Source organism: Phytohabitans sp. LZ39 (genome assembly GCF_059359075.1).
The window spans coordinates 25,317-51,253 of the sequence record NZ_JCADBM010000025.1 but is presented as its reverse complement, the minus strand read 5'-3'; the positions used below and the strand labels follow the sequence as shown (position 1 = coordinate 51,253).

Below are 25,937 nucleotides of genomic sequence, written 5' to 3'. Positions count from 1 at the left end.
CCGAGGAGCCAAGAGGGCTCCCCTGTACCCGTCTGGACGGGTATAGGGGAGCCCTTTCAGGAATTCACGCCCAACAGGGCTGCCCTCTTGGGGCGTTCCTCAGTGCGTGCGGGCCGGACGGCGATCGTTGCCGCCGGGGCGGCGGCCGCCGTGCGGACGGTCTCCACGGGGACGGCCGTCGTGGCGGTAGCCGCGTGGGCGGTCGCTCCGGCGCGCGGGCGGGGACGTGGGCTCCTCCACCACCGGGACGCCGCTGGGCTCGCGGGCGCCGGTCAGCTCGGCCAGGGCGGCCTCACCGGCGCGCACCCGGGTCTCGCCCGGCTCGACACCGGCGCGCTTGAGCATCGCGAGGGTGGGCTTGCGCTGCTTGGGCAGCACGAGCGTCACCACCGCGCCGGACTCGCCGGCCCGCGCCGTGCGCCCGGCCCGGTGCAGGTAGTCCTTCTCGTCCTTGGGTGGGTCGATGTGCACCACCAGCGAGATGCCGTCGACGTGGATGCCGCGCGCGGCGACGTCGGTGGCGACGAGCACGTTGGTGCGGCCCTCGCGAAACTCCGCGAGCGTCCGCGTGCGTGCCCGCTGGGTCTTGCCGCCGTGCAGCGCACCGGCCCGCACGCCCACCGCGGCGAGCTGCCCGACCAGCCGGTCGACGCCCATCTGGGTGCGCGCGAACATGATCGTGCGGCCCTTGCGGGCGGCGATCGCGGCCGTCACGCCGAACTTGTCGTGCGGCGGGATCAGCAGCAGGTGGTGGTCCATCGTGGTGACGGTCGCCACCGGCGGGGCGGTCGAGTGCGTCACCGGGTCGGTCATGAAGCGCCGCACCAGCGTGTCGACGTCGCCGTCGAGCGTGGCCGAGAAGAGCAGCCGCTGGCCGCCCGCCGGCGTCTTGCCGAGCAGCTCGGTGACGTCGGGCAGGAAGCCCATGTCGGCCATCTGGTCGGCCTCGTCGAGCACGGTGATGGCGATGTCGTCGAGCGAGCAGGCGCCGCGCTCGATCAGGTCTTTGAGCCGGCCGGGCGTGGCCACGAGGACCTCGACCCCGCGGCGCAGCGAGTCGATCTGCCGGTCGTAGGGCACACCGCCGACGGCCGTGCTCATAAACACACCCACCGCGCGGCCGAGCGGCCGCAGCGCGTCGGCGACCTGCATGGCCAGCTCACGCGTCGGCACCAGGATGAGCGCGCGCGGGTGGCGCGGCCGGGCCCGCTCGCCGGCCGAGACCCGGGTGAGCAGCGGCAGGCCGAATGCCAGCGTCTTGCCCGAGCCGGTCTGGCCGCGGCCGAGCACGTCACGGCCGGCCAGCGCGTCGGGGACGGTCGCGCTCTGGATCTCGAACGGGGTGAGGATGCCCTCCCGGTCGAGCTCGCGCACGAGCGGCGTGGGCAGGCCGAGGTCGGCGAAAGAAGCCTCAGTGGTGGAGGAGTCGAAGGCGGATGGGAACGTGCTGGGATCAGCGAACGCGGTCAAGTAAACCTCTCAGCGGAGGGCGCCTCTTCGCGTGGCCCCGCCGCGGCCATGGGCAGCCGCCGGTGTATCGCCCCAAAGAACGCCCAAGGACGCGCGATCTTCAAGCGCGCCGGGTCAGTAGATCTCGACAAGTGTACGGGCAGCCGCTCGCGCGGCCACACGCATATACCCGGTCGTGGGGAGGCTCACCCTGGGGTCAGCTGTTGAGGAAGCTGTCGAACAGGTTGGAGAACGTGTCTCCGGTTGCCAGTACGACCAACGCACCGACGGCCACGAGGATTCCCAACACAAGCGCCATGATCAGGAAGACCTTGGCGGTATTGGCCCGAGGCGCCGGCCCATCGGACCGCCCCTGGGAGAGGATGTGGCCGGTCAGCGAGCCGGAGTTTTCCAGCGGGCTGCCGCCGGCCACCGCCATGGTCATCTGGGCGGGCGCGGAACCGCCGCCACCGTAGACCGTCCCTTGTGGACGCTGATCGCCGCGGACGCCCTGGTCACGTGCCCATTCCCCGTACTCGGGGGAGGTGGAGACCGGCGGTGCCGAGGTAGGCGGCGGGCTGCTCGGGGCGGGTGCTGGCTCCGCCGGTGCCGGCGCCGCCGAGAAAAGGCTCGGAGCGGGCGGTGGTGGTGCTGCTGCCGGCTCGCTCACCGGCGGCGGCTGGTCGACAGCGCTCCACCGGCCGGGCGCCGTGGGGTTACCGGCCGGCGGCCAACTCGGCAGCGCGGCCGCCGGCACGACCGGCGCCCCCGCGGGCGCGGGCGGCCCGGACGGCGGCGCGAGGTGTGACGGCGGCGTGGCTATGGGCGGCCCAGATGACGGCGGCGCGAGGTATGGCGGCGCCGCGGCCGCTTGCGGCCCGGGTGGCGGCACGAGGTGTGACGGTGGCGCGGCCGCTTGCGGCCCGGATGGCGACGCGAGGTGCGGCGACGGCGCCACGGCGGGCGAGGCCGCTCCGCGGGGTGTCAGCGGGCTGGCCGCACCACGGACGGGTGCGGCCGACGACGGGGGCACCACCTGCGGCACCGACATCGCCGGTGGCGGCGGGAACGGCGGCGGTGGCTCCGGCGGCTGCGGCCCCGGCCCCGGCGACGGCCCAGGATCGGGCCCCGGCGCCGGCGGGATCGGCACCGGCGGCACCGGCTCCGGTGGCGGGAACGGGTTGGGCGCCGGCCCTGGACCGGGTGGCTCCGGAGCGGGCGGGCCGGGCGGCTCGGGTGGCTCCGGGTCCGGAGTGCCGGCACGGTAGACCCGGGCGCGACCCGCCGCGGGCTGCGCGGCGACCGCCGCCTCCTCGGCCGAGACCGGACCCGCACCGGGCACGCTCACCCTGGCGCGGGCGCCCAGCGCGGGGGCGAGCGAGTCGCCGCGAGGAGCCGGCCGCTGCTGCGGCACGAGGTATTCGGGCTCGGCCGGCCCGCTCTCCGACGCGGCAGCGCCACCGGGCGGAGCGGCCGGCGTGAGCCCGCTACCAGGCGGAGCGGGTGGCGAGAGCGCGCCACCGGGCGGAGCAGGCGGCGTGAGCGCACCACCGGGCGGGGTGGGCGTGGCGGACGGCACCGAGTACGCCGGGACTTCGCGCACCGCCGGCGGCTCGGGCGGCTGCGACGCGCGCTCCTCGGGCTTGGCGTCGCTAGATCCGGAGGCGGAGTCACGCCACGGCACCTCGAAAGCGGACCACGGCGAGGCTTCGGCCTGCGGCACCTTCGGCTGGCGCCGCTCCAAGGGCGGGCCGGGGACCGGCGACTTCACCGGCACCGGCAGCCCAGCCGCCGACGACGCAGGCGACGACGCCGACGCGTGTGGCGACGCAGACGCGTGCGACGACGCGGGCGGCGAGGAGACGGACGCCTGCGGTGTCGAAACGGACGCCTGCGGTCTCGAGACAGATGCCGGCGGCGACGAGGTCGGCGCGCCGGAGACGGGTGCCGGAGGCGCGGAGGCCGATGCACCCGACACCGGTGCGGGCGGCGCCGAAGCGGAGGCGGCCCAGGCGACCGGGCTGGGCGGCGGCACCACCGGCGGGACGCTGGGCGCGGGCGGAGCGCTCGACTCGCCGGCCCGGTACGTACGCCCCGTCGCGGGCGGTGCCGGCAGCGCGGCCAGGTCGGACGGCGCGGGTGGGGCCGCACCCGAGACCGACGCCCGACCGACGATGCCGGGCCGTGAGCGCACCGGCTCAGGCGGGTCGTTGGGCGTCGGATTGCTCCAGGCCGGCACGATCGGCGCGACTGCGGCCGCCGGTGACGGCGGTGGCGTGGGCGCGGGCCAAACCGCCGCGCCGGAACCCGGCGCCCCGGCCGGCGACACCGGCGGCGCGCTCACGGACGCGGAAGCGGCGGCCGCCGGTGGCGCGCTGACGGACCCGAAGGTGGGAGACGCCGGCGGCGCGCTCACGGACGCGGGGGTCGGTGGCGCGCTGACAGGCGTGGAGGCGGCCGGCGGTGGTGGCGGGCTGGGCGTGGCAGCGGCGTCCGGCTCGGCGGGGGAGGCGAAGCCGGGCCACAGCGCACCCTCGGGCGGGGGCGGCGGCATCTCGTACGCCTCCGGCAGGTACTCCGGCGGCGGCTCGGGCAGCATCGTGCCCACCGGTGGGGGAGGCGGCAGTGGCGGCAGCTCAGCCGCCGGCCCGGTCGGCTCGCCGGACTTTCCGGCGGCCGGCGGATCTCGTCGCTCGTCCATCATCGCCTCCCGCTCCCCCGCCGCGCCGGACCGGTGACGGCCGGACCGGAGCGCCCTTCAGGTTTACCGTGCCACATCGACCGGCGCCCGGACACCCGGAGTCGGGTTGTGGGCGCCTACCTGCCCCAACCGTCAAACCATGCCGCCCACCATGCGGACGGCGCCGTCAGCCGCCAGAGGTCGTCGCCTCGGGCGAATCGGAGGAAGCGGACGAACTGGGCTCTGCCTCCGAGGTGGCCGGAGCCGCGCTGCTGGTGGCGGTAGCCGGCGGGTTGCTCGGCTCCTCCGTATCCGGCGGGTCGGGCGTCGGGGACGGCGTCGGAGTTGGCGGGGTCGTCGGCGGCGTGGTGGGTGGCGTCGTCGGCGGGGTGGTCGGCGGCGTCGTGGGCGGGGTGGTCGGTGGCGTCGTCGGCGGCTTGCTGGTGGGCGGCGGGGTGGTCTTCGGCGGCTTGGTCGTGGGCGGCTTGGTGGGCGGGGTCGTCGTCGGCGGCGTGGTGGGCGCCGACACCGCGCCGTAGATCCGCGTGGCCGCGAAGAGCCGCGAATACCAGACCGTGGAGACCTTCACCTTTTCGCGGCTGTTGGGCGCGTGGACCATCTTGGCGTCGCCGAGGTACATGCCGACGTGGTGGATGCCGCTGGCCAGGCCGTTGGAGCTGAAGAACAGCAGGTCGCCGGGGAGCAGCGCGCTGGTGGAGACGCTCTTGGAGCGGGTGTTTGCGAACTGGTCGCGGGAAACCCGAGGCAGCTGGTAGCCGGCGCTGCGGTAGGCGGCCCACATCAGGCCGGAGCAGTCGTACGCGTTTGGACCTTCGGCTCCCCACACGTACGGCTTGCCGAGCTCGCCGAGCGCGAAGTTGACCGCCTTGATGGCCAGCGGGTGGGCGGCCATCCCGGCGATGTTTTCGTCGTTGAGGAAGTCTTTGCTGAGCTTGGACTCGTTGACCTCGCGCTCCTGCTCGATCACCGCGAGCTGGGCCGCGTTGCGGTCCTTGACCTCGGTGAGAGCGGCTTCCTTGGTCTTGAGTGTCGCCTCGAGGGTGTTGAACTGCCCGACGAGCGTCTTTTCCTTGGCAAGCGCCGTGTTGTACGCCTCCTGGGCGACCCGCTCGGCGTCCTTGGCCCGGGCCACCTCGTGCTCGGCCGCGTCGCTCTTGGCCGTGGAGGACTCGCCGCGCTGGATGCGGGACAGCTCGCTCAGCCCGTGCAGGTCGGAGCCGAACGCACCCGGCGGCAGCTCGGCCGCCTCCTTGATCGCCTGGGCGGCCGCGCTCTCGGCCGCGGACTCGGCCTTGGCGACGGCGGCGCGTGCCTCGTCGAGCTGGCGGTGAGCGATCGCGAGGTCGGTGCGGGCCTGCGCCTGCTCCTCGCGCTTTTTCAGCAGGTCTTCGCTGAGCAGGCCGATCTCGACCTCGGCGTTGTAGATCTGCGTGGCCAGCGGGCCGGTGACCGAGGTGGGCGGCGTGTAGGTGCTGCCGGTGGGCGGCGTGGTCGCGCCGGGCAGCTGGAACGTGCCCGAGGTCGCGGGCCGGGAGCCGGCGTCGGGGATCGTGTTGGGCGTCGGCTCCGCGTAGCTCGGCGCGGCGAACGCGGCCGCCGCGGCGGCGCCGAGCATGGCGGACCAGGCCAGCGGCCGTAGGACGGGACTGATGAACCCGTCCGGTCGCGCCTGATGCCTGCCCTTGCGCTTCGCCATACGCGTCTCTCCCCGCCACTCGCGTCCTATTCTGTCCTACCGCACGGAGGCAGCTATGTCGATTGGAGAGCAGGTAACGGGTACCTGAGAGCTGGATGACGTAAGGGGTGACTAGGCTCGTCGGCATGGACGCGGCGCGCAGGCAAGAGATCGAAGAGCGTGTTTACGCAGGTGACCGGCTTACCGGGCGGGACAGCGAGGAATTGGCCGCCTGCGACGACCTCGCCTGGCTCGGGCGGCTCGCCGACGACCGTCGCGCGGCCCATCACGGCGACCGGGTGACCTTCATGATCGGCGGCGGTCGGGTTTCCGACAAGACGGCGGAGGCGCCGGCGCCGGCCGAGGTGCTCCGGCGGTTCGCGGTCGCCCGTCTCGCGATCATCGGCCCGCGCCACGTGACCTGCTCGACCGCGGACCACTCCACCGCGCTGGCCCAGCTCGCCCTCAACTTCGGCGTCGACGACCTTGTCGCCCCGGCGGACGCCGACCGCGACGAGATCCTTCACTTGATCTGGGACGCCGGCTTCCGGCCGGTGGAGCGGGACGCGGACGGCAACGTGGTCCGCGAGTTCGACCCGCCGGTCTCACTGGCCGAGCGCCGCGCCACGCCGCAGCAGGTCTGGGCCTGAGCACAGGGGCTCACCCCGGCGGCAGTACCCTCAATGGGTCATGACTGAGGCGCAGAGTGGCTTTCCCCGGCGCGACGCCGACGGGCGGATCCTCGCCGTGACCGATCTGCTGGGCCTGGTCCTGGCCGGCCTGGTCATCGGCGTGCTCGCGCTGCTCGTCTTCGACGGCGGCTTCTCGCTGCTCGGCTTCGGCGACTTCGGCCGGGCTTCGGGCTGGCTGGCCGTGATCCTGCCGGCGTGGGCGTTCGTCGAGGAGTTTCGGGCCTGGTCGTTCGGCGCCGCCCGGGTGGTCGTCGCGCTGGTCGGCGCGGCCGTCTCGATCACCTTCGGGCTGCTGATCGCCGGCCTGCTCAACGAGGCGGGTCCGCTCTGGTCCGGCGCCGCGGCCGCGGTGGCCTTTGCTCTGGCCTACTCGCTGATCTGGTTCTACGGCATCCGGTGGCTGGCCCACCGGACAGGGTAAGGAATACGGCATGAGCCCGGTAGTCAAGTACACCCTGGCTCGGGTCGGTCTGTTCGCGGTCGTCTTCGCCGCGCTGGTGCCGGTCAGCCTCGACATCTTCGTCAAGCTGCTGATCGCGCTCGTCGCGTCGGCCGGTTTCTCGTTCATCCTGCTGCGCGGGCTGCGCGACCAGGTGGCCAACCAGATGTCCTCGTCGGCAGAGCGGCGCAAGGCGGAGAAGGATCGCCTGCGCGCCGCCCTGGCCGGAGACGACGAGCCGAAGAAGAGCGACGGCTAGGGGACCCGCGCGACCACGCCGCCGTTGGTCACCGCGACGAACGATGTCGGGCGGATCGTCATGACCACCCGCACCGGCGCGTCCTTGATCGGGTAGTCCATGCCGTACCGCTGCTGGAGCGACTTGTAGAACGATGCCTCGGCGTCGTCGTCCTCGATGGTCTCGACCACGCCGCGCACCTCGAGGAAGCGGTACCCGTCCTCCGGGTCGGCGATGGAGAGCGCGATCCGCGGCTCTCGGGCGAGGTTCTGAAACTTCTGGCGGGTCTTGGTGTGCGTCATGCGGATCCGCTTGCCGTCCCAGTCGAACCACATGACGCTGCTCTGCGGTGAGCCGTCGGGTCGGACGGTGGCCAGGTGGGCGAAGAGGGGACGGTCGAGGAGGTCCGCATGGGTCTCGGGCGGAAACACGTCGGTCATGGTCAACCGAATACCCTGTCGCGGGCCCGCCGCCAAATGGCGGCGGGCCCGCGGAGCCCTCAGCGCGGCAGGCCCGCCGCCTGCGGCCAGGGCTTCCACCAGGGTTTGATCAGGTACGCGATGCCGCCGGACCCGCTGGACACGCCGCCGCTCACGTTGATGCGCTTGGTGCGCAGCCACACGGTCTCGAACTGCTCGCGCGGGTAGACGTTGCGCACCGCCTCGTTGGAGGAGCTGGCCGGGTCGTTGATCACCACGTCGCCCTCGGCTGTGAATCCCACCACAACGAAGAGGTGGCCCGAGGTGCCGTAGTTGGCCCCGTCGAGTTCGCTGGCGAGGAAGGACTGGCTCGTGATGACCGGGATGCCGGCGCGGATGAGGCGCTCCACGTCGTCGAGCGAGTGCAGCCGCGTCACGAACGCGTCCAGCCCGGGGAACGAGGCCGCGTACGCGGTGTTGAAGGGCCAGTTGCCCGCGCCGTCGTACGTGTAGTCGTAGACCATGCGGGCCGCGTGGTTGACCGTCGGGTCGGGGTAGGTGGGGTCCACCCAGGACGTGTCCTCTTCAGAGGGTCGCCGTCCCCAGTACTCCACGACCATCTCCGTCGACGTGGGGGAGCACCAGGCCTCGCCGCCGCCGTCGTACTCGGGGTAGTGGCCCTCGTGGACGTTCTGCGAGTAGCGCGGCACGACCAGCTCCCGGCCCCACGCGATGCGGCCCTTGCTGAGCGGCACGGTGAAGCGGTCGGGCACCAACGAGCTCATCGCGCCGACCATCCACACGCGCGGCGAGCGCCACTGGTCCGGCGCGCGGTAGAGGGTGAGGCGCAGCTGGTACCCGCGCAGCATCACGCCGTTGGCCACGTCGTCGATGGAGAACGTGTCGGTGAAGATCGTCGACCACGGGTCGCCCTGGCGGTTGACGCTCGTGCGGCGGATGTCCTGGTCGCCGGAGGCCCAGCGGCCCATGACGTACCACGGTGTGCGGTCACCGGTGTTGTAGGTGCCCTGCATCTCGACCTGGATCCACGTGCCGGCAGGCGTCTCGGCGTTCCACGAGGCGACCAGCTCGCTGGCGTCGAAGCCGACCTTGCGGACCGGTGAGGTCCAGGTCGCGTACGCCCAGGTCTTCGTCGCTCCCGTGTGCGGGTCGGTGTAGTCGACGGTGCCGGCGGGCCGGCCGATGGTGATGCCCGTACGCACGCCCGGGAGGGCCACGGTGCCCTGGTGCGTGCCGCCGCGCCAGTCCTGATACGTGGACCAGCGCTGGAAGGTGATTTGTTCGTCTTGGCTGATGGCTCCTCCGGTTGTGGCCGGTGCCGCGGAGGCGGCGACGGCCGGTGCCGCGGGGCCAAACAGCGCGAGGGCCGTGACGGCTACGGCGGTGGTTCTGACCATGCGGACACTATCCCGTTTGAAGGGAAGTTTCGCCAGAGGTGGCACTCAAGAAAGTCTTTGTCGGCGGGACGACCACATTGGCATTACGGCGATGGCTCGGGATGTGGTGCAGTTTCTTCAGTACACATGGGATCTCCCCACCCCCAGGAGGTCGTTGATGTCCACCCGTCTGAAGCCACGCCGGGCGATCATCCTCGGCGCGGCTCTCGCGGCCGGGCTGTTGCTGATCACCAGCAGCCCCGGCCGCGCCCAGCCAGATCCCGGCCCGAAGACGGCCGAGGTCGCCGTGCAGTACACGGTGATCGGCCCGCGCACGTTCGCGGACCGTGACGCCATCGCCCGTACCGGCGCGGCCGTCGACTACATCGAGCACGGGAAGATCTACGTCTCGGCGATCCAGTCCGAGGTGCTGGCGATCCGCAAGCTCGGCTTCCAGGTCGTGCCGGTGCCGGTCGCGGCGCCGGACGGCGTGACCACGTTCGACTTCCCGCCGGCCGACTCCGCGTACCACAACTACGCCGAGCTCAACACCGTGGTCAACCAGGTGGTGGCCGACCACCCCTCGATCGCCCGCCGGATCTCGCTGGGCAACTCGTACGAGGGCCGCGACATCATGGCCGTCAAGATCTCCGACAACGTCGCCACTGACGAGGCGGAGCCGGAGATCCTCTTCAACTCGCAGCAGCACGCGCGCGAGCACCTGACCGTGGAGATGGCGATCTACCTGCTCAACCTCTTCACGGACAGCTACGGCTCGGACTCGCGGGTCACCAACATCGTCAACAGCCGCGAGATCTGGATCATCCCGACGGTCAACCCGGACGGCAGCGAGTACGACGTCGCCACCGGCTCGTACCGGTCCTGGCGCAAGAACCGGCAGCCCAACTCGGGCTCCTCCAATGTGGGCACCGACCTCAACCGCAACTGGTCGTACAACTGGGGCTGCTGCGGCGGCTCGTCCGGCTCGACCGGCTCCGAGACCTACCGCGGCCCGTCCGCCTTCTCGGCTCCGGAAACCCAGCGGCTGCGCGACTTCGTCAACAGCCGGGTGGTCGGCGGCACGCAGCAGATCAAGATGAACATCGACTTCCACACGTACTCCCAGCTCGTCCTCTGGCCGTTCGGCTACACCACCGCGAACACCGCTCCCGGCCTCAACGCCGACCAGGAAGCGGTCTTCCGCACGATCGGGCAGCAGATGGCGGCCACCAACGGGTACACGCCGGAGCAGTCCTCCGACCTGTACATCACCGACGGCGACAGCATCGACTGGATGTGGGGGCAGCACGGCATCTGGGCGTACACGTTCGAGATGTACCCGGGCTCGGCCACCGGCGGCGGCTTCTACCCGCCCGACGAGGTCATCCCGGCGCAGACCTCACGCAACCGTGAGGCGGTGCTGATCCTGAGCGAGTACGCCGACTGCCCGTACCGCGCGACCGGCAAGCAGGCCCAGTACTGCGGCACCGGCGGCGGCACGACGGTGTGGTCGGACACGCTCGAGACCGACACCGGCTGGACCGTCAACCCGTCCAGCACCGACACCGCCACGACCGGGCAGTGGGCGCGGGGCGCCGCCCAGGCGACCAACTCCAGCGGCGCCAAGCAGCTCACCCCGTTCGCCGGCGGCAACGACCTGGCGACCGGTCTCCAGGCCGGCGCCGCCGCCGGCGACTTCGACATCGACGGCGGCCTGACGAGCGCCCGCTCGCCGGCTGTGACGCTCCCGTCGAGCGGCACGCTGTCCCTGTCGTTCGCCTGGTACCTGGCGCACGGCTCGAACTCCTCGTCCGCCGACTTCTTCCGGGTCAGCGTGGTGCACTCCGGCGGCACGACGCCGGTCTTCACCCAGGCGGGCGCGGCGAGCAACCGTAACGGCTCCTGGGCCACGGCGACGGCCAACCTGACCCCGTACGCCGGCCAGTCGATCCGCATCCTGATCGAGGCCACCGACGCGTCGGGCGCCAGCCTGGTCGAGGCCGGGTTCGACAACGTCACCATCACCTCGGCTTAGCGGCAGTTCCCCACAGGAGTAGGCCCCGGGCACGCGCCCGGGGCCTACTCTCGTCCAAGCACCGCCGTCAGGTCGACTGGATGGTCAGCGCGGTCCAGGCGCCCAGGTACACCACGTCGCCGTCCTTCAGGGCCACCGCCACGTTGGGGTCGAGCGGGTTGGAGTTCGGGTCGTTCAGGTACGTGCCGTTCGCGGACTCCATGTCGACCACCGCCCACCCGGACTCCTGGGGCACCAGCAGCGCGTGTACGTGCGAGACGCCCGGGTCCTCGGGTGGGCCGACGAGGTCGATGTCCGGGCTGACCCCGCGCGAGCGGCTGCGGCGGCCGATGACCATCTGCTGGCCGGTCAGCGGGAAGCGGCGTTCGGCCACGAAGCGGGGCATGGCCAGCCCGCCGGCGTCTTCGCCGCCCATGGCCTTGACCACCTCGAAGTAGGCCGCGTCCGCGCGGACCACGACCTCCCAGGACGCGGCGGGGGCTGGCGGAGCGGGCGGGGCAACCGGAGCCTCCGCGGCCGGCGACGGGGCCGCGGGAGTGGACACCGGCGGGGCGAGCAGAAAGTCGTACCCGTCCTCCTCGCAGAAGCGGCCGGTCTTGGGAGTGCCACACACGGGGCACAGCACGGCATCCGGGGCGGGAGGAGGAGCAGCGGCGGGCGCCGGCGAAGGAGCGGCAGCGGCGGGCGCCGCGCCCATGCGGGCGCCGCACACCTCGCAGTAGTCGAGCGTCGCCGACTCGTGGCCCTTGGGGCAGGTGGCCATCAGCCCTCCTCCGGCTGCTTCTTCTTCACGCGGACCGTCTTGGTGCTGCGGACGTTGGTCAGCTCGGCGTCCACGCCGGCCACCTGCTTCTTCAGCCGTACCGTGCCGGTGGGTGCGTCCACCACGTCGACCACGCGGGCGAGCAGCTTGGCCGTGCCTTCGTGGCCGGACTCGTTGGCGAGCTGCACCGCCCGGCCCAGCTTGGCCGTCGCGGTCTCGATGTCGCCCTGGTCGCGGGCCTTGAGACCGTCCTGGATGACCTCGGCGAGCTCGGCCTGGCCGGTGTAGTGGGCGACCTGCGGGTTGATTTTCGTGGAGAGCGCGGTGTCGTCGGTCCAGCGGGCGAGCACGAGCTTTTCGGTCAGCACCTGGCCACCGCTGACCAGGCTGAACCGGGCGGCGAGCACCTCTTCGCCGACCGCGTCGGGCTCGACCTCGACGGAGATGTGGTAGTCGCGGCTCTCCGCGCCCCAGGCCCCGGTCGGGTAGTCGCCGATGCGGGCGCTGACTTCGACGCGGCGGCCGGTCAGCTCTTCGACCTGCGGGTACACCTGCTTGACGAACCGGATCGTCGAGCCGGCTGGGGTCCAGACGCGGAGCGAGACGTCCGCCACCGACTTGCCCATCGCCGCCTCGGTCATCGCGCGGAACGCGGCGGGCAGCTCGGACGGGTCTTCGAGGCCGTCGGCCGTGCCCAGCAGGGTGGAGGCGACCTTACGCAGCTCCGTCGCCACCCAGTCGGTGCCGACGCCGCGGCTGTCGCAGATGAACTTGCCCTCGCAGGCGTCCAGCACCTTCTGGAAGTCCTGCGGCGTCTCGTGCTGGTTTTGCCCGTCGGTCAGCAGGATGGCGTGCTTTACCTCGGCCTGCTGGCCGGCGAAGAGGAAGTTGGCCAGGTCGAGCCAGCGCCCGATGGCGGTGCCACCGTCGGCACGCAGGCGGGAGACGGCGGCCTTGGCCTCGGCCCGGGTCTGCGCGTTGGCCGGCACCATGCGGGTGTCACCCGGGTAGATCATGTGGGCGCCCGCGGTGCCGGCGACGACGGCGAACGCCACGCCGTCGCGGAGCGTGTCGATCGCGACGGCGGTGGCCTTCTTTGCCTCCGCGATCTTCGTGCCGGGCATCGCCATCGAGCCCGACGTGTCGACCATGATGACCTGCGCGGCACTCAGCGCCGGGGATGCGGTGCGCAGGTCGCCGCCCTGCGCGGTCACCGTGACGATCGCGTCGACGACGCGGCCGCCTTCGGGCAGGTACTCGTTCTGGTCGACCTCGGCCGTGAACTGCGCGGTCATGCGGAGGAGCCTCCTACAGCGGGGAACGACAGTATGGCGACGGCGATGTTGTCGTGGCCGCCGCCCTCGAGGGCCACGGTGGTGAGGTGGCGGGCCACCTCGATGGGGGTGCCGGTGGCCGCGGCGGTGAGCTCGGCGGGGTCGGACAGGTAGTGGTGCAGGCCGTCGGAGCAGAGCAGCAGCCGCCCCTCCCCGCCCGGCTGGAGCGAGACCACCTGCGGCTCGGCGTCGTCGGAGTCGGCGCCCAGCCAGCGGATCAGCGCCCGCGAGGTGGGATCGGCGTCCACTGTGGCCGGTGCGGGGCGGCCGGCGGCGAGCTGCCCGGCGATCGAGTCGTCGATGGTGAGGCAGGCGGGGTCGGCGCCGAGCCAGTACGCCCGGCTGTCGCCGATCCAGCCCACCGTCACCGCGTCCGCCGTGACGATGCCGGAGACGTACGTGCAGCTGGGCGGGGTGTCGCTCTCGTCGGGTACGGCGGCGGCGCGGGCGGCCTTCGCGGCGGCGCGGGCGCCCAGCGCGGTCGCCTCGGCGGGGTCGGCCCCGGTGGTGAGCGCGTCGAGGAGCGCGGCCACGCCCGCCTCGGCGGCGCCGTGCGAGGCCGCGTCGGAGCGGGTCGAGGTGGAGACGCCGTCGCAGACGATCGACACCAGGCCGCCGTCGTATCGGGCGATCACCACGGCGTCTTCGTTGCGCGGGCGGCGCCGGCCCCGGTCGGTCACCGCCGCGACCGCGCTCAGGTCCAGCTCCGCGTGGTCGCGCCCGGCGGAGCGCCGGCGCCCGCAGTTGTCGCAGTAGGGCTCGGTGCCGGACTCACCGCACCCGGTGCACGCCAGGCCGGCGCGAGAGGAGAGCGACACCGTAAGCACCGGCAGCGTCTCACCGGTGACGAGGTTGCGGCCGCACACCTCGCAGAACTTGTGTTCCGGCGAACTCGGCGGGCCGTGCTCCGGACAGACCCTCATACGAGCGTCCGGGGGCGTACGGCGTTGGCCCGGTCGACGAGCGCGATCTTCGTATCCGGGTCGCGGGCGATCTGGGCCATCGTGCGGTATGCCCGCTCCAGCCCGAACCGCAGGCCCCGTTCGGAGAGCTCGTGGCCGAGCACCTTCGCCCCGGCCGGCAGCCGGTGTGCCGGCAGGTTGGCCGCGGTGAGCCAGGCGAGCGCGGCCTCCAGCATCTCCACGGTCAGCCGGGCCTGCCGCTCCACGTCGAGCCCAAGCCGCTCCAGCCGGCCCGACGCGCGCAGCAGGTCGTCGGCGTGCGCGAGCGGCCCGCCCGCGTGCAGGCTGGCCCGCACGGCGGCGACCTGCGCGGTCACGTGGTGGCTGGAGCTGTCTGGCACCTGGTCGAGCACGGCCAGCGCACCGCTCCGGTCGCCGGCGGCAAGCATGATGCGGGCCAGCCCGAACGCGGCGCTGATGAACCCCCGGTCCATCCGCCACACCCGGTCGTACAGCCGCTGGGCCGCCTCCTTGTCGCCGGTGCACTCCACCGCGGCGGCGAGCGCGAGGCGGGCGGCGGGCTCGCCGGGCAGGTCCCCGTACACGGCGTCGAACGCCACCCGCGCCTCACCGGCCTTGCCGGCGGCCATCGCGGCGATGCCCCGGTACCAGTCGATCCGCCAGTCGAACGGGTCCGTGACGGACAGCACGTCCAGCCCGTTCACCGCTCCGTCCAGGTCGCCTGCCTCGATGCGGGCGCGGACCAGGCGCAGCGCGACCTCGGTGCTCTGCACGGGCGGCGACTCCAGCTGCCGCACCAGCTCGGCCGGGTCGGTGCTGCTGAGCGTGGCGAGGAAGCCGGCGCCCGGGTCGAGCACGTCGACCTGGGGCAGCGGCAGCGCGGCGGCCACTCCCGACGGCAGGAGGTCGGCCGGCACCGACTCGGGGGTCACCTCGCCCGCCGCGGTGCCGAAGGCCCGCCGCTCGGGGGTGAACTGCCGCGACACCACCGACCGCGGCAGCCCGTCGGCGGCCGAGAGCACCTCGCGGAGCACGCCGAGCAGCTGCTCGCTCATGTCGGCCGCGGTCTGGAAGCGCCGGGCCGGGTCGATGTGCGTGGCACGGAGCAGCAACCGGTGGTACGACTCCTCCTGCTGGAACAGCGGCACGTCGGCACGGTCCGGCAGCTTCTTCGCGTACGTGGTGGAGAAGCCGCGGAACTCGAAGCTCAGCACCGCCAGCGACCGCCCGACGGTGTAGATGTCGCCGGCCACCGACGGACCCACCTGCTCCACCTCGGGCGCCTGGTATCCGGGCGTGCCGTAGACCGCGCTCACGTCGTCGTCGGCGCGGCGCACCGCACCGAGGTCGATGAGCTTGAGCTGCTCCTCGGCGTGGATCACGTTGTCGGGCTTGAAGTCGCAGTAGATCAGGTCGCGCCCGTGCAGGTAACCGAAGGCGGGAAGCACCTCGGCGCCGTAGGCCAGCACCTCGGCGAGCGGCAGCACCCGCTGGCCCTCGGCGCGGCGAGCCATCAGCAGATCGCGCAGCGACTGGCCGCCCACGTACTCCATGACGATGTAGCCCACCGGCACGCCGGTCTTCGGGTCGGGGTGCTGCACGAAGTCGTGGATCTTCACGATGCTCGGGTGGTCGATCTCCACCAGGTATCGCCGCTCGGTCACCGCCGCTGCCATCGCGTCCGCGTCGGCGGTGTTGATCAGTCCTTTGAGGACGACCCAGCGTTCGGTGGCCGAGTCGGCGAGGTTGCGGTCGCGGGCCAGGTAGATCCAGCCGAGCCCGCCGTACGCGAGCGCGCCGAGCACCTCGTACCGGTCGTTGACGAGGTCGCCCTGCGACAGCCGGGGAACGAACGAGAACGGCGTGCCGCAGTTGGGGCAGAAGCCCTCGCTCCGGCCCGGCTTGCCGTCGCGCCCGCGGCCGACCGGCTCCTCGCACTTGCTGCAAAAGCGGCGTGACTCGGAGACCTTGGGGTCGCGCATGACGGCCGTCGCCGGGTCGCGCAGCGGCACCCGGGGCAGCTCGATGAGGCCGGCGCCGAGCCCGCCGCGCGAGGCGCCGCGGCTGCGGCCGGAGCCGCGCGTCGAGCCCCGCCCGGTGGTGGTCGGCACCGAGCCGGCCGACGTGGCGACGCTGACCGGCGACACCGTCGACGGCGCCTTGGGCTGTGCCGGCACCGCGCCGGCGGGCGCGCGCCGCCCGCACTCGTCGCAGTAGCCCTCGGCGCCGTACGTGCCGGAGCAGCCGGGCCGGACACACCTCATGGGTTGCCCCTCTCCGTGAGCTGGTTGAGGTAACGCTGGTAGGCGACCACCGCGCGGGTGGCGGCGGGCAGGTCGCAAGGGCTTGTGTAGAGCAGATCCTGTGCGGCGCGGTGCAGGGCGGCGAGCTCCTCGTGCTCGACGAGCCCCATCCGGCCGGCCCGCGCGCGGTAGGCGTCGAGCCGGCCGCGCAGCTCGGTGCGGCGCTCCAGCAGCCCGTCGGCCGCCTCGAAGAGGTGGGCCGCCCGCTCCTTCGCCTGCGCCACCGAGCGTTCCACAATGGACAGCTCGTCGGCCAGGCGCAGCCACCGCCCCTCGCGGTGCAGCTGCCCGAGCTGCGCGATGTGTGCGCGCAGCCCACCCACCGCGTCGGGCACCGCCGGCAGGCCGGCGTTGGCGATCTTCGTCGCCGCGAGGTCGCCGACCCTGCGCGCCTCCGCCTCCGCCGCGGCCACCTCGTCGACCGCGGTGGTCAGGCTCCGGATCTTTTCCGGGTACGCGCCGCGCAGTGCCGCCAAGCCGGCGATCCGTGTGGTCAGCGCCTCGATCTCGGACACCAGCCCGGTCGGTGGCGCTTTCGCGCCGATCGGGTCTTTGAGCGCTTCGGCGTGCGCGTCGGCGAGCCTGCGCGCGAGTCCGTCCACATCGGACCCCTTGAGCGCGTCACCGCCAAGGTTCGTCGCGTCGGCGGTCGCCTTCTCCAATGCCCTGGTCGGCTGCCCGTACAGCGTGGCGACCCGGGTGGTGGCCGCCTCGACCTCGCCAAGCGCGTGCACGACCTCGGCGGCCACGGTCTCCAGGTCGTCGGCGAGCCCGGGGACGGTCTGCCACGAGGCCGGTGTGCCGCCGGCGAGGGTGTCGAGCACGATGCCGGAGGCGCTCAGCCCCACGATCGGCTGGCGCAGCACCGAGGTGAGCAGGCGCAGCTCGCCTTCGCCGGGCCGGGAACGCTCGGCACGTACCGTCTTCGCGCGGTCGAGGTGGGCGCCCAGCGCGGCGAACTGCGACCAGAGCACCTCGACCGCCCCGAGCACCTCGGTCGCCACATCCGCCGTACGCCCGCGCAGCCCGCCGCCGCGCAGCAGGACGAGCGCCGGGTGCGCGTCCATCTCGAACATCGCCGCGGAGATCCGGTCGTACGCCGCGACAAGCCCGACGATGGCCCGATCGACCTCGTCGCGGCTCATCATCGGCGGCGGCGTCGACACGGTCAGCCCTTGTAGCGCGGTGCGGGTGGCTGCGGGGTGGCGCCGAGCGAGGAGAGCCACCGGTCGTACAGGCGGGTCCAGGTGCCGTCGGAGCGGATCCGCTCCAGCACGCCGTTGACGAACCGCGCCAGGTCGACGGACTCCTTCTTCATCGCCATGCCGTACGGCTCCTCGGTGAACCGCTCCGGCAAGATCTTGGTGCCCTTGTCCTGCTCGGCGAAGCCGGCCAGGATCGCGTCGTCGGTGGAGACCGCGTCGACCTGAAGCTGCTGGAGCAGCACGAGGCAGTCGAGCGCGTCGCTGGCCGACACCGGCTTCGCCTCCGGCGCCTTGGCGGCGATGTTGCGGATCGAGGTGCTGCCGGTGGCCGCGCAGACCTTCTTGCCGGCGAGGTCCTTGATCCCCTTGATCGGCGAATCACGGGCGACCATGATGGCCTGCCCCGCGGAGAAGTACTCGGTGGAGAAGGTGATCTGCTCCCACCTGTCGCAGTTCATCGTCATGCTGCGGATGACGATGTCGACCCGCCCCTCGTTGATCGCCGGGATCCGGTCGGCCGTGGTGATGGCCCGGAAGAGCACCTTGTCGGGACTGCCGAAGATGGCCCGGGAGAGCTCGCGGGCCAGGTCGATCTCGAAGCCGACGAGGTTGCCGGTCTTGGGGTCGCGGTAGCCGAAGCGGAAGTTGTTTTGGTCGACGCCGACGACGAGCCGGCCCGACTGCTGGATGCGCGCCATCGTCGAGCCGGACGGCATCCGGCCGGGCGCGGGGAGCGTGCCGGCGGGGCGGTAACTGGCCCGCGGGTCGCACGAGCCGGTCGGCGCCGCACTGGTGGTGGGCAGCACCGCGGGATCCTGCACGCCCACGGGGCGGGCCGGCTGGGCCGGATCGGGACCCGGCGGCGGGCTGTCCGAGCCACCACACCCGGCCAGCACCAACGCGGCCAGCGCGGCCACCGCGGCGGCGAAGGGCTTTTTCATCGGTATTCCGCCAGCCGCCGCTGGATGCCGGCCGCCGCGCCGAACACCAGCAGCGCGGCCAGGAACCCGACCCCGATGTCGGCTCCGGAGAGCGAGCCGCCGGCGCCGCGCACCTCTTCCCGGAACACCTCGCTGTTGTGGTCGATCGCCTTGGACAGGTTTTCGTCGAGCCGGTTGGCGATGGTGGCGGTGCTGTTTTGGTCGGTGCCCACCGACGAGGTGACCGCCTGGTCGTACTGGCCGTCGTTGTCGAGCTGGCGCACCTTGCCGTGTGCCGAGTCCCAGTTTCTCGCCTCGTTGAGCGCGGCCGCGAGGAATTCGCGCGTGGGCCCGTCGGCGTCGCCCGCGACCAGCAGACCGCCGTCGCGCTTGTCACCGGCGAGCCGGTCCATCATCTTGTCGTAGTCGTCTTCGAAGACCTTGCCGTTGCCGCGCGCGACGAGCGTCAGCGACTCGTCGGCACGGGCCTGGAGGGCGGCGATCCGGGCGTCGGCGAGCCGGGCCACCTCCTCCGAGCCGCGGTCCTGACTGGCCTCCAGCCGCCCGGCGGTCACCAGCGCGGATACGCCCAGCCAGAGCAGCACGGCCACGGCGGCGACGGTGGCCACGACGAGCCCCACGTTGAACACCCTGTTGGTGCGCCGGGTCAGGTAGCGCTGGACCACCACGAGCGCGGCGATCGTCAGCAGGCCGAGCGCCACCGCGAACCACGGGAAGGCGCCCGCGTCGCCGCGCGCCTCGTCGAGGTCGTCCGAGACCGCCTTGTAGAGCGCCTGTGCGGCGGGCAGCAGGCGCTCGCGCATCACGCCGGAGGCCTCGCGCAGGTACGCACCGCCCACCGGCACGCCTTGGCGGTTGTAGACCCGGGCGGTCTCCACCAGGCCGGTGTAGACCGGCAGCTGCGCGGCGATCCGGGCAACCGCGCCGGCACCCTCCTCGCCGCCGGCGCCACCGCCGGAGACGATCGCGAGCGCGGCCGCCGCGTCGGCGATGTCGGCCTGGTAGCGCTCGCGCAGGGCCACCGGCTCCACGCCACCGGTCAGGAACGCGCTCGCGGCTGTCGCGTCGGCGTCGGAGAGCGCGCGGTAGAGCCGCTGTGCCGCGACGGCCAGCTCGCCGCTCTGTGCCACGGCGCCGTCGACGAGGCCGGCCCGCTGGCGCACACCCACGACGCCGGCGACGCCGGTGGCGAGGCCCAGCACGACGAGTGCCACCGTGGCGAGCACGAGCCGGCCCGGGGTGCCGCGGAATTGTCCTGCCGCCCGCCTGCGCAACCGGGCCGCGGGTGCGGCGGCGGGAGCCCGGGTTTCCGGTTCACGTACGAGAGTCGTCACCGTCACCACCTCGGGGATCAAGGTAGCCAACCGCATCAAGGCCCGACACCCCTGTCATGCGCCCTAGCGGACGGGCACCACCAGGGGACCGTGATCGCCGTCGATGACCCGTACGCGGGCGCCGTAGTGGGTCGCCAGCAGCTCCTCGGTCAGCACCTCGCGGGCGGTGCCGCTCGCGGCCACGCGGCCGTTCGCGAGGAGCACCATACGGTCGGCGTACTCGCCGGCGATGGAGAGGTCGTGCATGGTGGCGAGCACGGTCAGACCGCGGTCCTGGCGCAGCTCGTCGACGAGGTCGAGCACCTCCTGCTGGTGGCCGATGTCGAGCGCGGTGGTCGGCTCGTCGAGCAGCAGCAGCGGGGCGCCCTGGGCGAGCGCGCGGGCCAGAAACACCCGCTGGCGCTCGCCGCCGGAGAGCGTGGCCAGCTGGCGGTCGGCGAAGCGGTGCAGGTCGAGCCGGGCCAGCACCTCGCCGGCGGCGGCCAGGTCGGCGGTGGACTCCCGGCCCAGCGGCGGGATGTGCGGAGTGCGGCCGAGCAGCACGTAGTCGAAGACGGCCATGCCGGCCGGCACGACCGGTGACTGCGCGACCGTCGCCACGAGCCGGGCGCGCTGCCGCCGGGACAGGCGCTCGGTGGGCGTACCAAAAATGGAGATGGCACCGGCGGCGGGGAGGAGGCCGCCGACGGCGCGCAACAACGTCGACTTGCCGGCGCCGTTCGGTCCGATGACCGCGACCCACTCGCCGGTGGCGACCGTGAGGTCGACGCCGTCGAGGATCCGTGCGCCGCCCAGGGTGACCCGCACGTCGAGCGCGTCCAGCGCGGCGTTCATAGTGTGACCCGCTTCGTGGTGCGCAGCACCAGCACGAAGAAGGGTGCGCCGAAGAAGGCGGTGACCACGCCGATCGGGATCTCGGCCGGGCTGGCGACCGTGCGCGCGACGAGGTCGGTGAGGGCCAGGAACGCGGCCCCGAAGAGCACCGACAGTGGCAGGATCACGCGGTAGCTGGCACCGGCCAGCAACCGCACGGTGTGCGGCACGATGATGCCCACGAACCCGATCAGGCCGGACACGGACACGGCCGCGGCAGTGCCGAGGCTGGCGGCGGCGAGCAGGATGTAGCGCGAGCGCTGCGGATGCAGGCCCAGGCTGCTCGCCTCGTCGTCACCGACGGACAGCACGTCGAGCTCGCGGCGGAAGAGCAGCAGGACGGCGCCGGTCACCACCGCGTACGGGAGGATGACCAGCACGTCGTGCCAACCCGCGGTGGCCAGCCGCCCCAGCAGCCAGGAGTACACCTCGCGGATGGCGTCGACGTTGCGCTGCATCAGGTACGTCTGGCCGGCGGCGAGGAATGCGGAGACCGCCACCCCGGCGAGGATCAGCGTGGCCGGCGAGCGGTCCCGGCCACCGGAGACGCCGAGCAGGTACGTGAGCGCGACCGCGCCCACCGCGCCGACGAACGCGGCCACCGGCGTGGTGAGCGGCAGGCCGGAGGTGACGTCGCCGCCCGCTGAGCCGGTGCCGATCCGGAACGCGATGACCGCGGTCACCGCCAGGCCGGCGCCGGCCGCGACGCCGAGCAGGTGCGGGTCGGCCAGCGGGTTGCGGAAGACGCCCTGGTAGCAGCCGCCGGCGAGCGCGAGCATCGCGCCGACCAGCAGCGCGAGCACGACGCGGGGCAGCCGGATCTCGGTGATGATGGCGATCTCGCGCTCGTCCAGGCCGCTGTGGATGTGTACGCCCGGGACGAGGTTGAGCACTTCGGCGGCCACGCTGCCCGGTGGCAGGTTGACCGGGCCGAACGCCAGGCCGGCCAGCGCCGCGACGACGACGGAGAGGACGCCCGCGACGATCCAGCCGGCCCTTGATCTGGCGTTCGTCACGCGGGGACCTTGGCTACCGCTTCCGTGATGACCCGCACGAGGTCGACGACCCGCGGACCCCAGCGGGAGGCGATGTCGTCGTCGAGCTCGATCACGTTGCCGTTCTTCACCGCGGTGATGTTCGCCCACCCGGTGCGCGCCTTCACCGTCTCCAGCGACTGCTTACAGCACTTGGTATCGGCCAGGAAGATCAGATCCGGGTCGGACTTGACCAGGGCCTCGGCCGAGAGCTGCGGGTAGCCGCCCTTCTTGCCGTCCGCGTCGGCGGCGTCGGCCACGTTTTCCAGGCCGGCCTGGGCGAAAAGCGCACCGATGAACGTCTTGCTCGTCACCGAGTACAGCGTGGGGTCGAGCTCGTAGTAGTAGGTGAGCTTGGTCGCCCGCTGCGGCACGTCCTTGACCAGCTTGGCGATGTCCTCCTTCATCCGCTGCACGGTGGAGGCCGCCTCGGTGGCGTGCCCGGTGAGCGCGCCGAGGTCGTCGAGCTGCTTGTACGTGTCGTCCAGCGTGACCGCGCTCGCCGCCAGGTACACCGGGATCTTCAGCGTGGTGAGCTGGTCGACCACCTTGTTGGTGTCGTTGGAGAGCACGACAAGATCCGGCGACTTCGCGGCGATGGCCTCCGCGTTGGGCTGGAAGCCGGACAGCTCCGACTTGGGCGCCTCAGGTGGGTAGTTCGAGTTGTCGTCGGCGGCGGTGACCTGCGACCCCGCGCCGATGGCGAAGAGCATCTCGGTCGCGCTCGGCGACAGCGACACGATCTTCTCGGGCCGCTTGTCGAGCGTGATCGTGCCCACGGTGACCGGGTAGGCGGCGGCCGGTGCGCTGGTGGCGCCCGAGCCGGGGTCGGCGTTGTCGTCGCTGGCGCACCCGCTCATCGCGATCGCCGCGGCAGCCGCTATCGCGGCCGCTGTGACCTGTCTTCTCATGGTCCTCCTGTCGGTCGAGGATCTGGTGCTTCGCCGACTGGAGGGGTCGTCCGCTCCGTCCGCGAGGCGCCCTTCCTCGAGAGCGCTTGTTCGCGACCGTCCGCAGGCGACCTGGCTAGTCCGTCCGGTTTGCGCCGGTACGGCATCACAGTTGCGGGACAGCTCCGGTTTGTCGTCCGGATTCGCTGCGGGCGGTCGTCTGCACGTTACCGCAGCGTGGACGTGGGGTTACCCGTCGCATACCCCCAGCCCGGCTGGTGCCGCGAATCCCTTATGCCGACAGAGATTTGAGCTACCGCGATGTGCGTCGTGGTCCAGACCGTTGCTCCCGCGGCCTCACCCGTCCGCCGCTGGTCACACTCACCCCTGCGCCCAGCCGGCCGAGGAAACAGGGCGGGTGAAGTGGCTCGCGCCAGGCCGGGGTCGACGTTCGTCCCACAATGTCTCTTTCCGGGATCGGCAATCGGAAAGCAACCGAAGTCCCGACCCTGGGCTGGTTACGGTGCGTCTGGATGGCGGAGGTAAGGGCCGCGAAGACCCCCTCGGGGCTTGTCTCGCGGAGCCGGCAGCGGACGGCCGGGGATTTCGGCTCGCCCCGCGAGCCGCCGGCCGGGAGCGGTGCCCGCGGGAGCATACGGTCCGCCGCTGACGCGGACGTGGGCAAATCTGCCTCGAGGCAACGCCACGACGGACGGCGACCTTGATCCCGAAAGGTCTCTGGATCTCAATGAGTGGGGTGGGCGCGGCCGGGAGTTGGGTGCGACCAGCGGCGGGCGGATAAAGCCGCAGGAGCGGCGGCATGGACCACGACGGGCATCGCGGTAGGTCACATTTCGGGAATCGGCCGGGTCCGCCCCGATGAGGGCGGACCCGGCATGGTCATGGTCACCGCATTAGCAGCAGCTGGCCGTGGGGTTTTCGTCGCGGCGGTCGGTGCGGCAGTGTTCGAACTCGCGGCGGGTCATCAGGGGCTGGTCCGGGTGGAGGCGGCGGTGGCGTTCGACGTAGTGGTCGTACTCCGCCTCGCCGCTCAGCTCCCGGAAGTACCAGCGGACGGCCGCCAGCGCGCGCCTCATGTCCGGTCACCCCCGGAGCCGGCCGACGCCGCCGCCATCTCGCGCTTTTCCTCGGCGGTGGCGAAGAGGCCGGCCGGGGCGACGATGGTGGACTTCACGTACGGCGCCTCCGTCGTGGGCAGTGGCGCGCGGGCGCGGATCGCCTTGAAGCAGACCCAGGCGGCGTTGGCGATCACGATGATGACCAGGATGGCGAACAGCGCCGACAGCACACCGTCCACCGTGGAGTTTGTCACCACCGCCCGCATGTCGTCGAGGTTCTTCGCGGGTGCCAGCACTTCGCCGCGGTCCAGGGCGTCGGCGTACCGGTCGCGTTGGGCGAAGAAGCCGATCGCCGGCTGGTCGGAGAAGACCTTCTGCCAGCTCGCGGTCAGCGTGACCGTGGCGTCCCAGGCCAGCGGAATCGCCGTCACCCAGGCCCATTTCAGCCGGCCGCTCTTGACCAGGATCGTGGTCGCCACCGCCAGGGCGACGGCCGCCAGTAGCTGGTTGGCGATGCCGAAGAGCGGGAAGAGCTGGTTGATGCCGCCGAGCGGGTTGGTGACGCCGGTGTAGAGGAAGTAGCCCCAGGCGAGCACCACTACGGCGCTGGTGGCCCACAGGCCCGGCTTCCAGCTGACTCGGCCGATCGGCTTCCAGATGTTGCCGAGCGTGTCCTGGAGCATGAACCGGCCGACGCGGGTGCCGGCGTCCACAGTGGTCAGGATGAAGAGCGCCTCGAACATGATGGCGAAGTGGTACCAGAACGCCTTCAGGCTCGAGCCACCGATCACGCTGGAGAAGATCTCCGACATGCCCACGGCGAGGGTTGGTGCGCCGCCGGTGCGGGCGACGAGCGTCTGCTCCTCGACCTCGGCGGCCGCGGCGCTGAGGTCCTGCGGGGTGATCGTGAAGCCCAGGTTGGTCACCGCGGCCGACGCGCTCTCCACTGTGGAGCCGAGGAGGCCGGCGGGTGCGTTCATCGCGTAGTACAGGCCGGGCTCGAGGATGCAGGCGGCGATCAGGGCCATCACCGCGACGAACGACTCCATCAGCATCGCGCCGTAGCCGACGAGCCGCACCTGCGACTCCTTCTGGATCATCTTGGGCGTGGTGCCGGACGAGATCAGCGAGTGGAATCCGGAGAGGGCGCCGCAGGCGATGATGATGAAGACGAACGGGAACAGTTCGCCCGAGAAGACCGGGCCGGTGCCGCTGCTGGCGAACTTCGTCACGGCCTCGGTCTGTAGCGCCGGCGCGGCGATGATCACGCCGATGGCGAGCAGTGCGATCGTGCCCACCTTCATGAACGTGGACAGGTAGTCGCGTGGGGCCAGCAGCATCCAGACCGGCAGCACCGAGGCGAAGAAGCCGTAGATGATCAGGCAGATCGTGAGGGTTTCCGGGCTCAGCGTGAACGTGTCGGCCAGGCCGGACTCCTGCACCCAGCCGCCCGCCACGATCGCGAGCAGCAGCAGGGCGACGCCGATCGCGGTGGTTTCGATGACCCGGCCCGGACGCAGTGTCCGCAGGTAGAAGCCCATGAACAGGGCGATCGGGATGGTCATCGCGATGGAGAAGGTGCCCCACGGCGACTTGGCCAGCGCGTTGACCACGACCAGCGCGAGCACGGCCAGCAGGATGATCATGATGGAGAAGACGGCGATGAGCGCGGCGATGCCGCCGACCGTGCCGATCTCGTCGCGGGCCATCTGGCCCAGGCTCTTGCCGTTGCGCCGCATCGAGAAGAACAGGATCACCATGTCCTGTACGGCGCCGGCGAAGATGACGCCGAAGATGATCCACATGGTGCCGGGCAGGTAGCCCATCTGCGCGGCGAGCACCGGGCCGACCAGCGGGCCGGCGCCGGCGATGGCCGCGAAGTGGTGTCCGACCAGGATCCGGCGGTCGGTCGGCTGGTAGTCGATGCTGTTGTCCAGGCGCTCCGCGGGGGTGGCTCGGGTGTCGTCGACCTTGAGCACCTTGCGGACGATGAAGCGGGCGTAGAAGCGGTACGCGATCGCGTACGAGGCGATCGCGGCCACCACGAGCCAGATCGCGTTGATCTCTTCGCCGCGGGACAGGGCGAGCACGCCCCAGGCGATCGCGCCGGCGATGGCCACGGCGCCCCAGATCGCGATCGATCTCGGGTTGAGCTGGCGGCGGGCGGGGGCGGGGGAACTCGGCGGGCTCGCGGGAGTGGTGGTCGTCATAGG

Annotated in this window: 22 protein-coding genes; 5 read left to right on the top strand and 17 right to left on the bottom strand. The window is 72.2% G+C overall.

Annotated elements, in window-relative coordinates; genetic code table 11:
* Positions 1-99: 99 nt before the first annotated feature.
* A complete protein-coding gene (locus AC5L36_RS36490; protein ID WP_441223461.1) occupies positions 100-1,389 on the bottom strand; it encodes a DEAD/DEAH box helicase in 1,290 nt (429 codons plus the stop codon).
* A 277-nt stretch (positions 1,390-1,666) separates the two neighbouring features.
* Positions 1,667-2,863 (bottom strand): hypothetical protein, encoded by a 1,197-nt coding sequence (locus tag AC5L36_RS36485; RefSeq protein ID WP_441223364.1) that lies wholly within the window; start codon positions 2,861-2,863, stop codon positions 1,667-1,669.
* 124 nt (positions 2,864-2,987) lie between these two features.
* On the opposite strand from AC5L36_RS36485, the gene AC5L36_RS36480 reads away from it, so the two are divergent.
* Positions 2,988-4,187, top strand: coding sequence for a hypothetical protein (locus tag AC5L36_RS36480; protein ID WP_441223363.1), 1,200 nt, complete (start codon positions 2,988-2,990; stop codon positions 4,185-4,187).
* A gap of 129 nt (positions 4,188-4,316) precedes the next feature.
* On the opposite strand, the gene AC5L36_RS36475 is transcribed toward AC5L36_RS36480, so the two are convergent.
* On the bottom strand, positions 4,317-5,846 hold the full coding sequence (locus AC5L36_RS36475) for a C40 family peptidase (RefSeq protein ID WP_441223362.1): 1,530 nt from the start codon (positions 5,844-5,846) through the stop codon (positions 4,317-4,319).
* A 125-nt stretch (positions 5,847-5,971) separates the two neighbouring features.
* Here AC5L36_RS36475 and AC5L36_RS36470 point away from each other — a divergent pair, with 125 nt between their 5' ends.
* Genes AC5L36_RS36470 through AC5L36_RS36460 form a run of 3 tightly spaced genes read left to right on the top strand, consistent with a single transcriptional unit; the run spans position 5,972 to position 7,215 of the window.
* Entirely contained in the window at positions 5,972-6,475 is a 504-nt protein-coding gene (locus AC5L36_RS36470; RefSeq protein ID WP_441223361.1) for a hypothetical protein, read from the top strand.
* Between the two features lie 40 nt (positions 6,476-6,515).
* A complete protein-coding gene (locus AC5L36_RS36465; RefSeq protein ID WP_441223360.1) occupies positions 6,516-6,938 on the top strand; it encodes a hypothetical protein in 423 nt (140 codons plus the stop codon).
* Between the two features lie 10 nt (positions 6,939-6,948).
* Positions 6,949-7,215, top strand: a complete 267-nt coding sequence (locus tag AC5L36_RS36460; RefSeq protein WP_441223359.1) for a DUF4229 domain-containing protein — start codon at positions 6,949-6,951, stop codon at positions 7,213-7,215.
* Here the strand turns inward: AC5L36_RS36460 and AC5L36_RS36455 are convergent.
* Positions 7,212-7,634: a PPOX class F420-dependent oxidoreductase gene (locus tag AC5L36_RS36455; RefSeq protein ID WP_441223358.1), complete on the bottom strand. Its 423-nt coding sequence runs from the start codon at positions 7,632-7,634 to the stop codon at positions 7,212-7,214. The two genes, AC5L36_RS36460 and AC5L36_RS36455, sit on opposite strands and share 4 nt — an antisense overlap.
* A gap of 59 nt (positions 7,635-7,693) precedes the next feature.
* Positions 7,694-9,031 (bottom strand): C39 family peptidase, encoded by a 1,338-nt coding sequence (locus AC5L36_RS36450; protein ID WP_441223357.1) that lies wholly within the window; start codon positions 9,029-9,031, stop codon positions 7,694-7,696.
* Positions 9,032-9,188: 157 nt separating this feature from the next.
* Between AC5L36_RS36450 and AC5L36_RS36445 the strand changes: the two genes are divergently transcribed.
* The gene (locus AC5L36_RS36445) at positions 9,189-11,045 is read left to right on the top strand and encodes a M14 family metallopeptidase (RefSeq protein ID WP_441223356.1); all 1,857 of its coding nucleotides are present in this window, start codon (positions 9,189-9,191) and stop codon (positions 11,043-11,045) included.
* A gap of 67 nt (positions 11,046-11,112) precedes the next feature.
* Here AC5L36_RS36445 and AC5L36_RS36440 read toward each other — a convergent pair whose 3' ends face one another.
* From AC5L36_RS36440 to AC5L36_RS36385, 12 genes are all read right to left on the bottom strand, one after another.
* Positions 11,113-11,808, bottom strand: a complete 696-nt coding sequence (locus AC5L36_RS36440; protein WP_441223355.1) for an FHA domain-containing protein — start codon at positions 11,806-11,808, stop codon at positions 11,113-11,115.
* Positions 11,808-13,103 (bottom strand): VWA domain-containing protein, encoded by a 1,296-nt coding sequence (locus tag AC5L36_RS36435; protein WP_441223354.1) that lies wholly within the window; start codon positions 13,101-13,103, stop codon positions 11,808-11,810. Before AC5L36_RS36435 ends, AC5L36_RS36440 begins: the two co-directional genes overlap by 1 nt.
* Positions 13,100-14,065 (bottom strand): PP2C family protein-serine/threonine phosphatase, encoded by a 966-nt coding sequence (locus AC5L36_RS36430; RefSeq protein WP_441223353.1) that lies wholly within the window; start codon positions 14,063-14,065, stop codon positions 13,100-13,102. Before AC5L36_RS36430 ends, AC5L36_RS36435 begins: the two co-directional genes overlap by 4 nt.
* Positions 14,062-16,329: a serine/threonine-protein kinase gene (locus tag AC5L36_RS36425; RefSeq protein WP_441223352.1), complete on the bottom strand. Its 2,268-nt coding sequence runs from the start codon at positions 16,327-16,329 to the stop codon at positions 14,062-14,064. Before AC5L36_RS36425 ends, AC5L36_RS36430 begins: the two co-directional genes overlap by 4 nt.
* Positions 16,326-17,594, bottom strand: a complete 1,269-nt coding sequence (locus AC5L36_RS36420) for a hypothetical protein (protein ID WP_441223351.1) — start codon at positions 17,592-17,594, stop codon at positions 16,326-16,328. Before AC5L36_RS36420 ends, AC5L36_RS36425 begins: the two co-directional genes overlap by 4 nt.
* Complete coding sequence (locus tag AC5L36_RS36415; protein WP_441223350.1) at positions 17,537-18,514, bottom strand: glutamate ABC transporter substrate-binding protein; 978 nt, start codon at positions 18,512-18,514, stop codon at positions 17,537-17,539. The genes AC5L36_RS36420 and AC5L36_RS36415 overlap by 58 nt, the downstream gene beginning before the upstream one ends.
* Positions 18,511-19,848 (bottom strand): GlnX family signal transduction membrane protein, encoded by a 1,338-nt coding sequence (locus tag AC5L36_RS36410; protein WP_441223349.1) that lies wholly within the window; start codon positions 19,846-19,848, stop codon positions 18,511-18,513. The genes AC5L36_RS36415 and AC5L36_RS36410 overlap by 4 nt, the downstream gene beginning before the upstream one ends.
* Positions 19,849-19,911: 63 nt before the next feature.
* Complete coding sequence (locus tag AC5L36_RS36405; RefSeq protein ID WP_441223348.1) at positions 19,912-20,682, bottom strand: ABC transporter ATP-binding protein; 771 nt, start codon at positions 20,680-20,682, stop codon at positions 19,912-19,914.
* The gene (locus AC5L36_RS36400; protein WP_441223347.1) at positions 20,679-21,737 is read right to left on the bottom strand and encodes a FecCD family ABC transporter permease; all 1,059 of its coding nucleotides are present in this window, start codon (positions 21,735-21,737) and stop codon (positions 20,679-20,681) included. The genes AC5L36_RS36405 and AC5L36_RS36400 overlap by 4 nt, the downstream gene beginning before the upstream one ends.
* Complete coding sequence (locus AC5L36_RS36395; RefSeq protein WP_441223346.1) at positions 21,734-22,666, bottom strand: ABC transporter substrate-binding protein; 933 nt, start codon at positions 22,664-22,666, stop codon at positions 21,734-21,736. Before AC5L36_RS36395 ends, AC5L36_RS36400 begins: the two co-directional genes overlap by 4 nt.
* Before the next feature lie 893 nt (positions 22,667-23,559).
* Positions 23,560-23,742, bottom strand: coding sequence for a YbdD/YjiX family protein (locus AC5L36_RS36390; protein ID WP_441223345.1), 183 nt, complete (start codon positions 23,740-23,742; stop codon positions 23,560-23,562).
* Entirely contained in the window at positions 23,739-25,934 is a 2,196-nt protein-coding gene (locus AC5L36_RS36385; RefSeq protein ID WP_441223344.1) for a carbon starvation CstA family protein, read from the bottom strand. The genes AC5L36_RS36390 and AC5L36_RS36385 overlap by 4 nt, the downstream gene beginning before the upstream one ends.
* Positions 25,935-25,937: the final 3 nt, after the last annotated feature.

Coding starts and splice junctions, on each gene's coding strand:
- AC5L36_RS36475 (WP_441223362.1), bottom strand. CDS start 5,846: ATGGCGAAGCGCAAGGGCAGGCATCAGGCGCGACCGGACGGGTTCATC.
- AC5L36_RS36470 (WP_441223361.1), top strand. CDS start 5,972: ATGGACGCGGCGCGCAGGCAAGAGATCGAAGAGCGTGTTTACGCAGGT.
- AC5L36_RS36465 (WP_441223360.1), top strand. CDS start 6,516: ATGACTGAGGCGCAGAGTGGCTTTCCCCGGCGCGACGCCGACGGGCGG.
- AC5L36_RS36460 (WP_441223359.1), top strand. CDS start 6,949: ATGAGCCCGGTAGTCAAGTACACCCTGGCTCGGGTCGGTCTGTTCGCG.
- AC5L36_RS36455 (WP_441223358.1), bottom strand. CDS start 7,634: ATGACCGACGTGTTTCCGCCCGAGACCCATGCGGACCTCCTCGACCGT.
- AC5L36_RS36450 (WP_441223357.1), bottom strand. CDS start 9,031: ATGGTCAGAACCACCGCCGTAGCCGTCACGGCCCTCGCGCTGTTTGGC.
- AC5L36_RS36445 (WP_441223356.1), top strand. CDS start 9,189: ATGTCCACCCGTCTGAAGCCACGCCGGGCGATCATCCTCGGCGCGGCT.
- AC5L36_RS36440 (WP_441223355.1), bottom strand. CDS start 11,808: ATGGCCACCTGCCCCAAGGGCCACGAGTCGGCGACGCTCGACTACTGC.
- AC5L36_RS36435 (WP_441223354.1), bottom strand. CDS start 13,103: ATGACCGCGCAGTTCACGGCCGAGGTCGACCAGAACGAGTACCTGCCC.
- AC5L36_RS36430 (WP_441223353.1), bottom strand. CDS start 14,065: ATGAGGGTCTGTCCGGAGCACGGCCCGCCGAGTTCGCCGGAACACAAG.
- AC5L36_RS36425 (WP_441223352.1), bottom strand. CDS start 16,329: ATGAGGTGTGTCCGGCCCGGCTGCTCCGGCACGTACGGCGCCGAGGGC.
- AC5L36_RS36415 (WP_441223350.1), bottom strand. CDS start 18,514: ATGAAAAAGCCCTTCGCCGCCGCGGTGGCCGCGCTGGCCGCGTTGGTG.
- AC5L36_RS36405 (WP_441223348.1), bottom strand. CDS start 20,682: ATGAACGCCGCGCTGGACGCGCTCGACGTGCGGGTCACCCTGGGCGGC.
- AC5L36_RS36395 (WP_441223346.1), bottom strand. CDS start 22,666: ATGAGAAGACAGGTCACAGCGGCCGCGATAGCGGCTGCCGCGGCGATC.
- AC5L36_RS36390 (WP_441223345.1), bottom strand. CDS start 23,742: ATGAGGCGCGCGCTGGCGGCCGTCCGCTGGTACTTCCGGGAGCTGAGC.
- AC5L36_RS36385 (WP_441223344.1), bottom strand. CDS start 25,934: ATGACGACCACCACTCCCGCGAGCCCGCCGAGTTCCCCCGCCCCCGCC.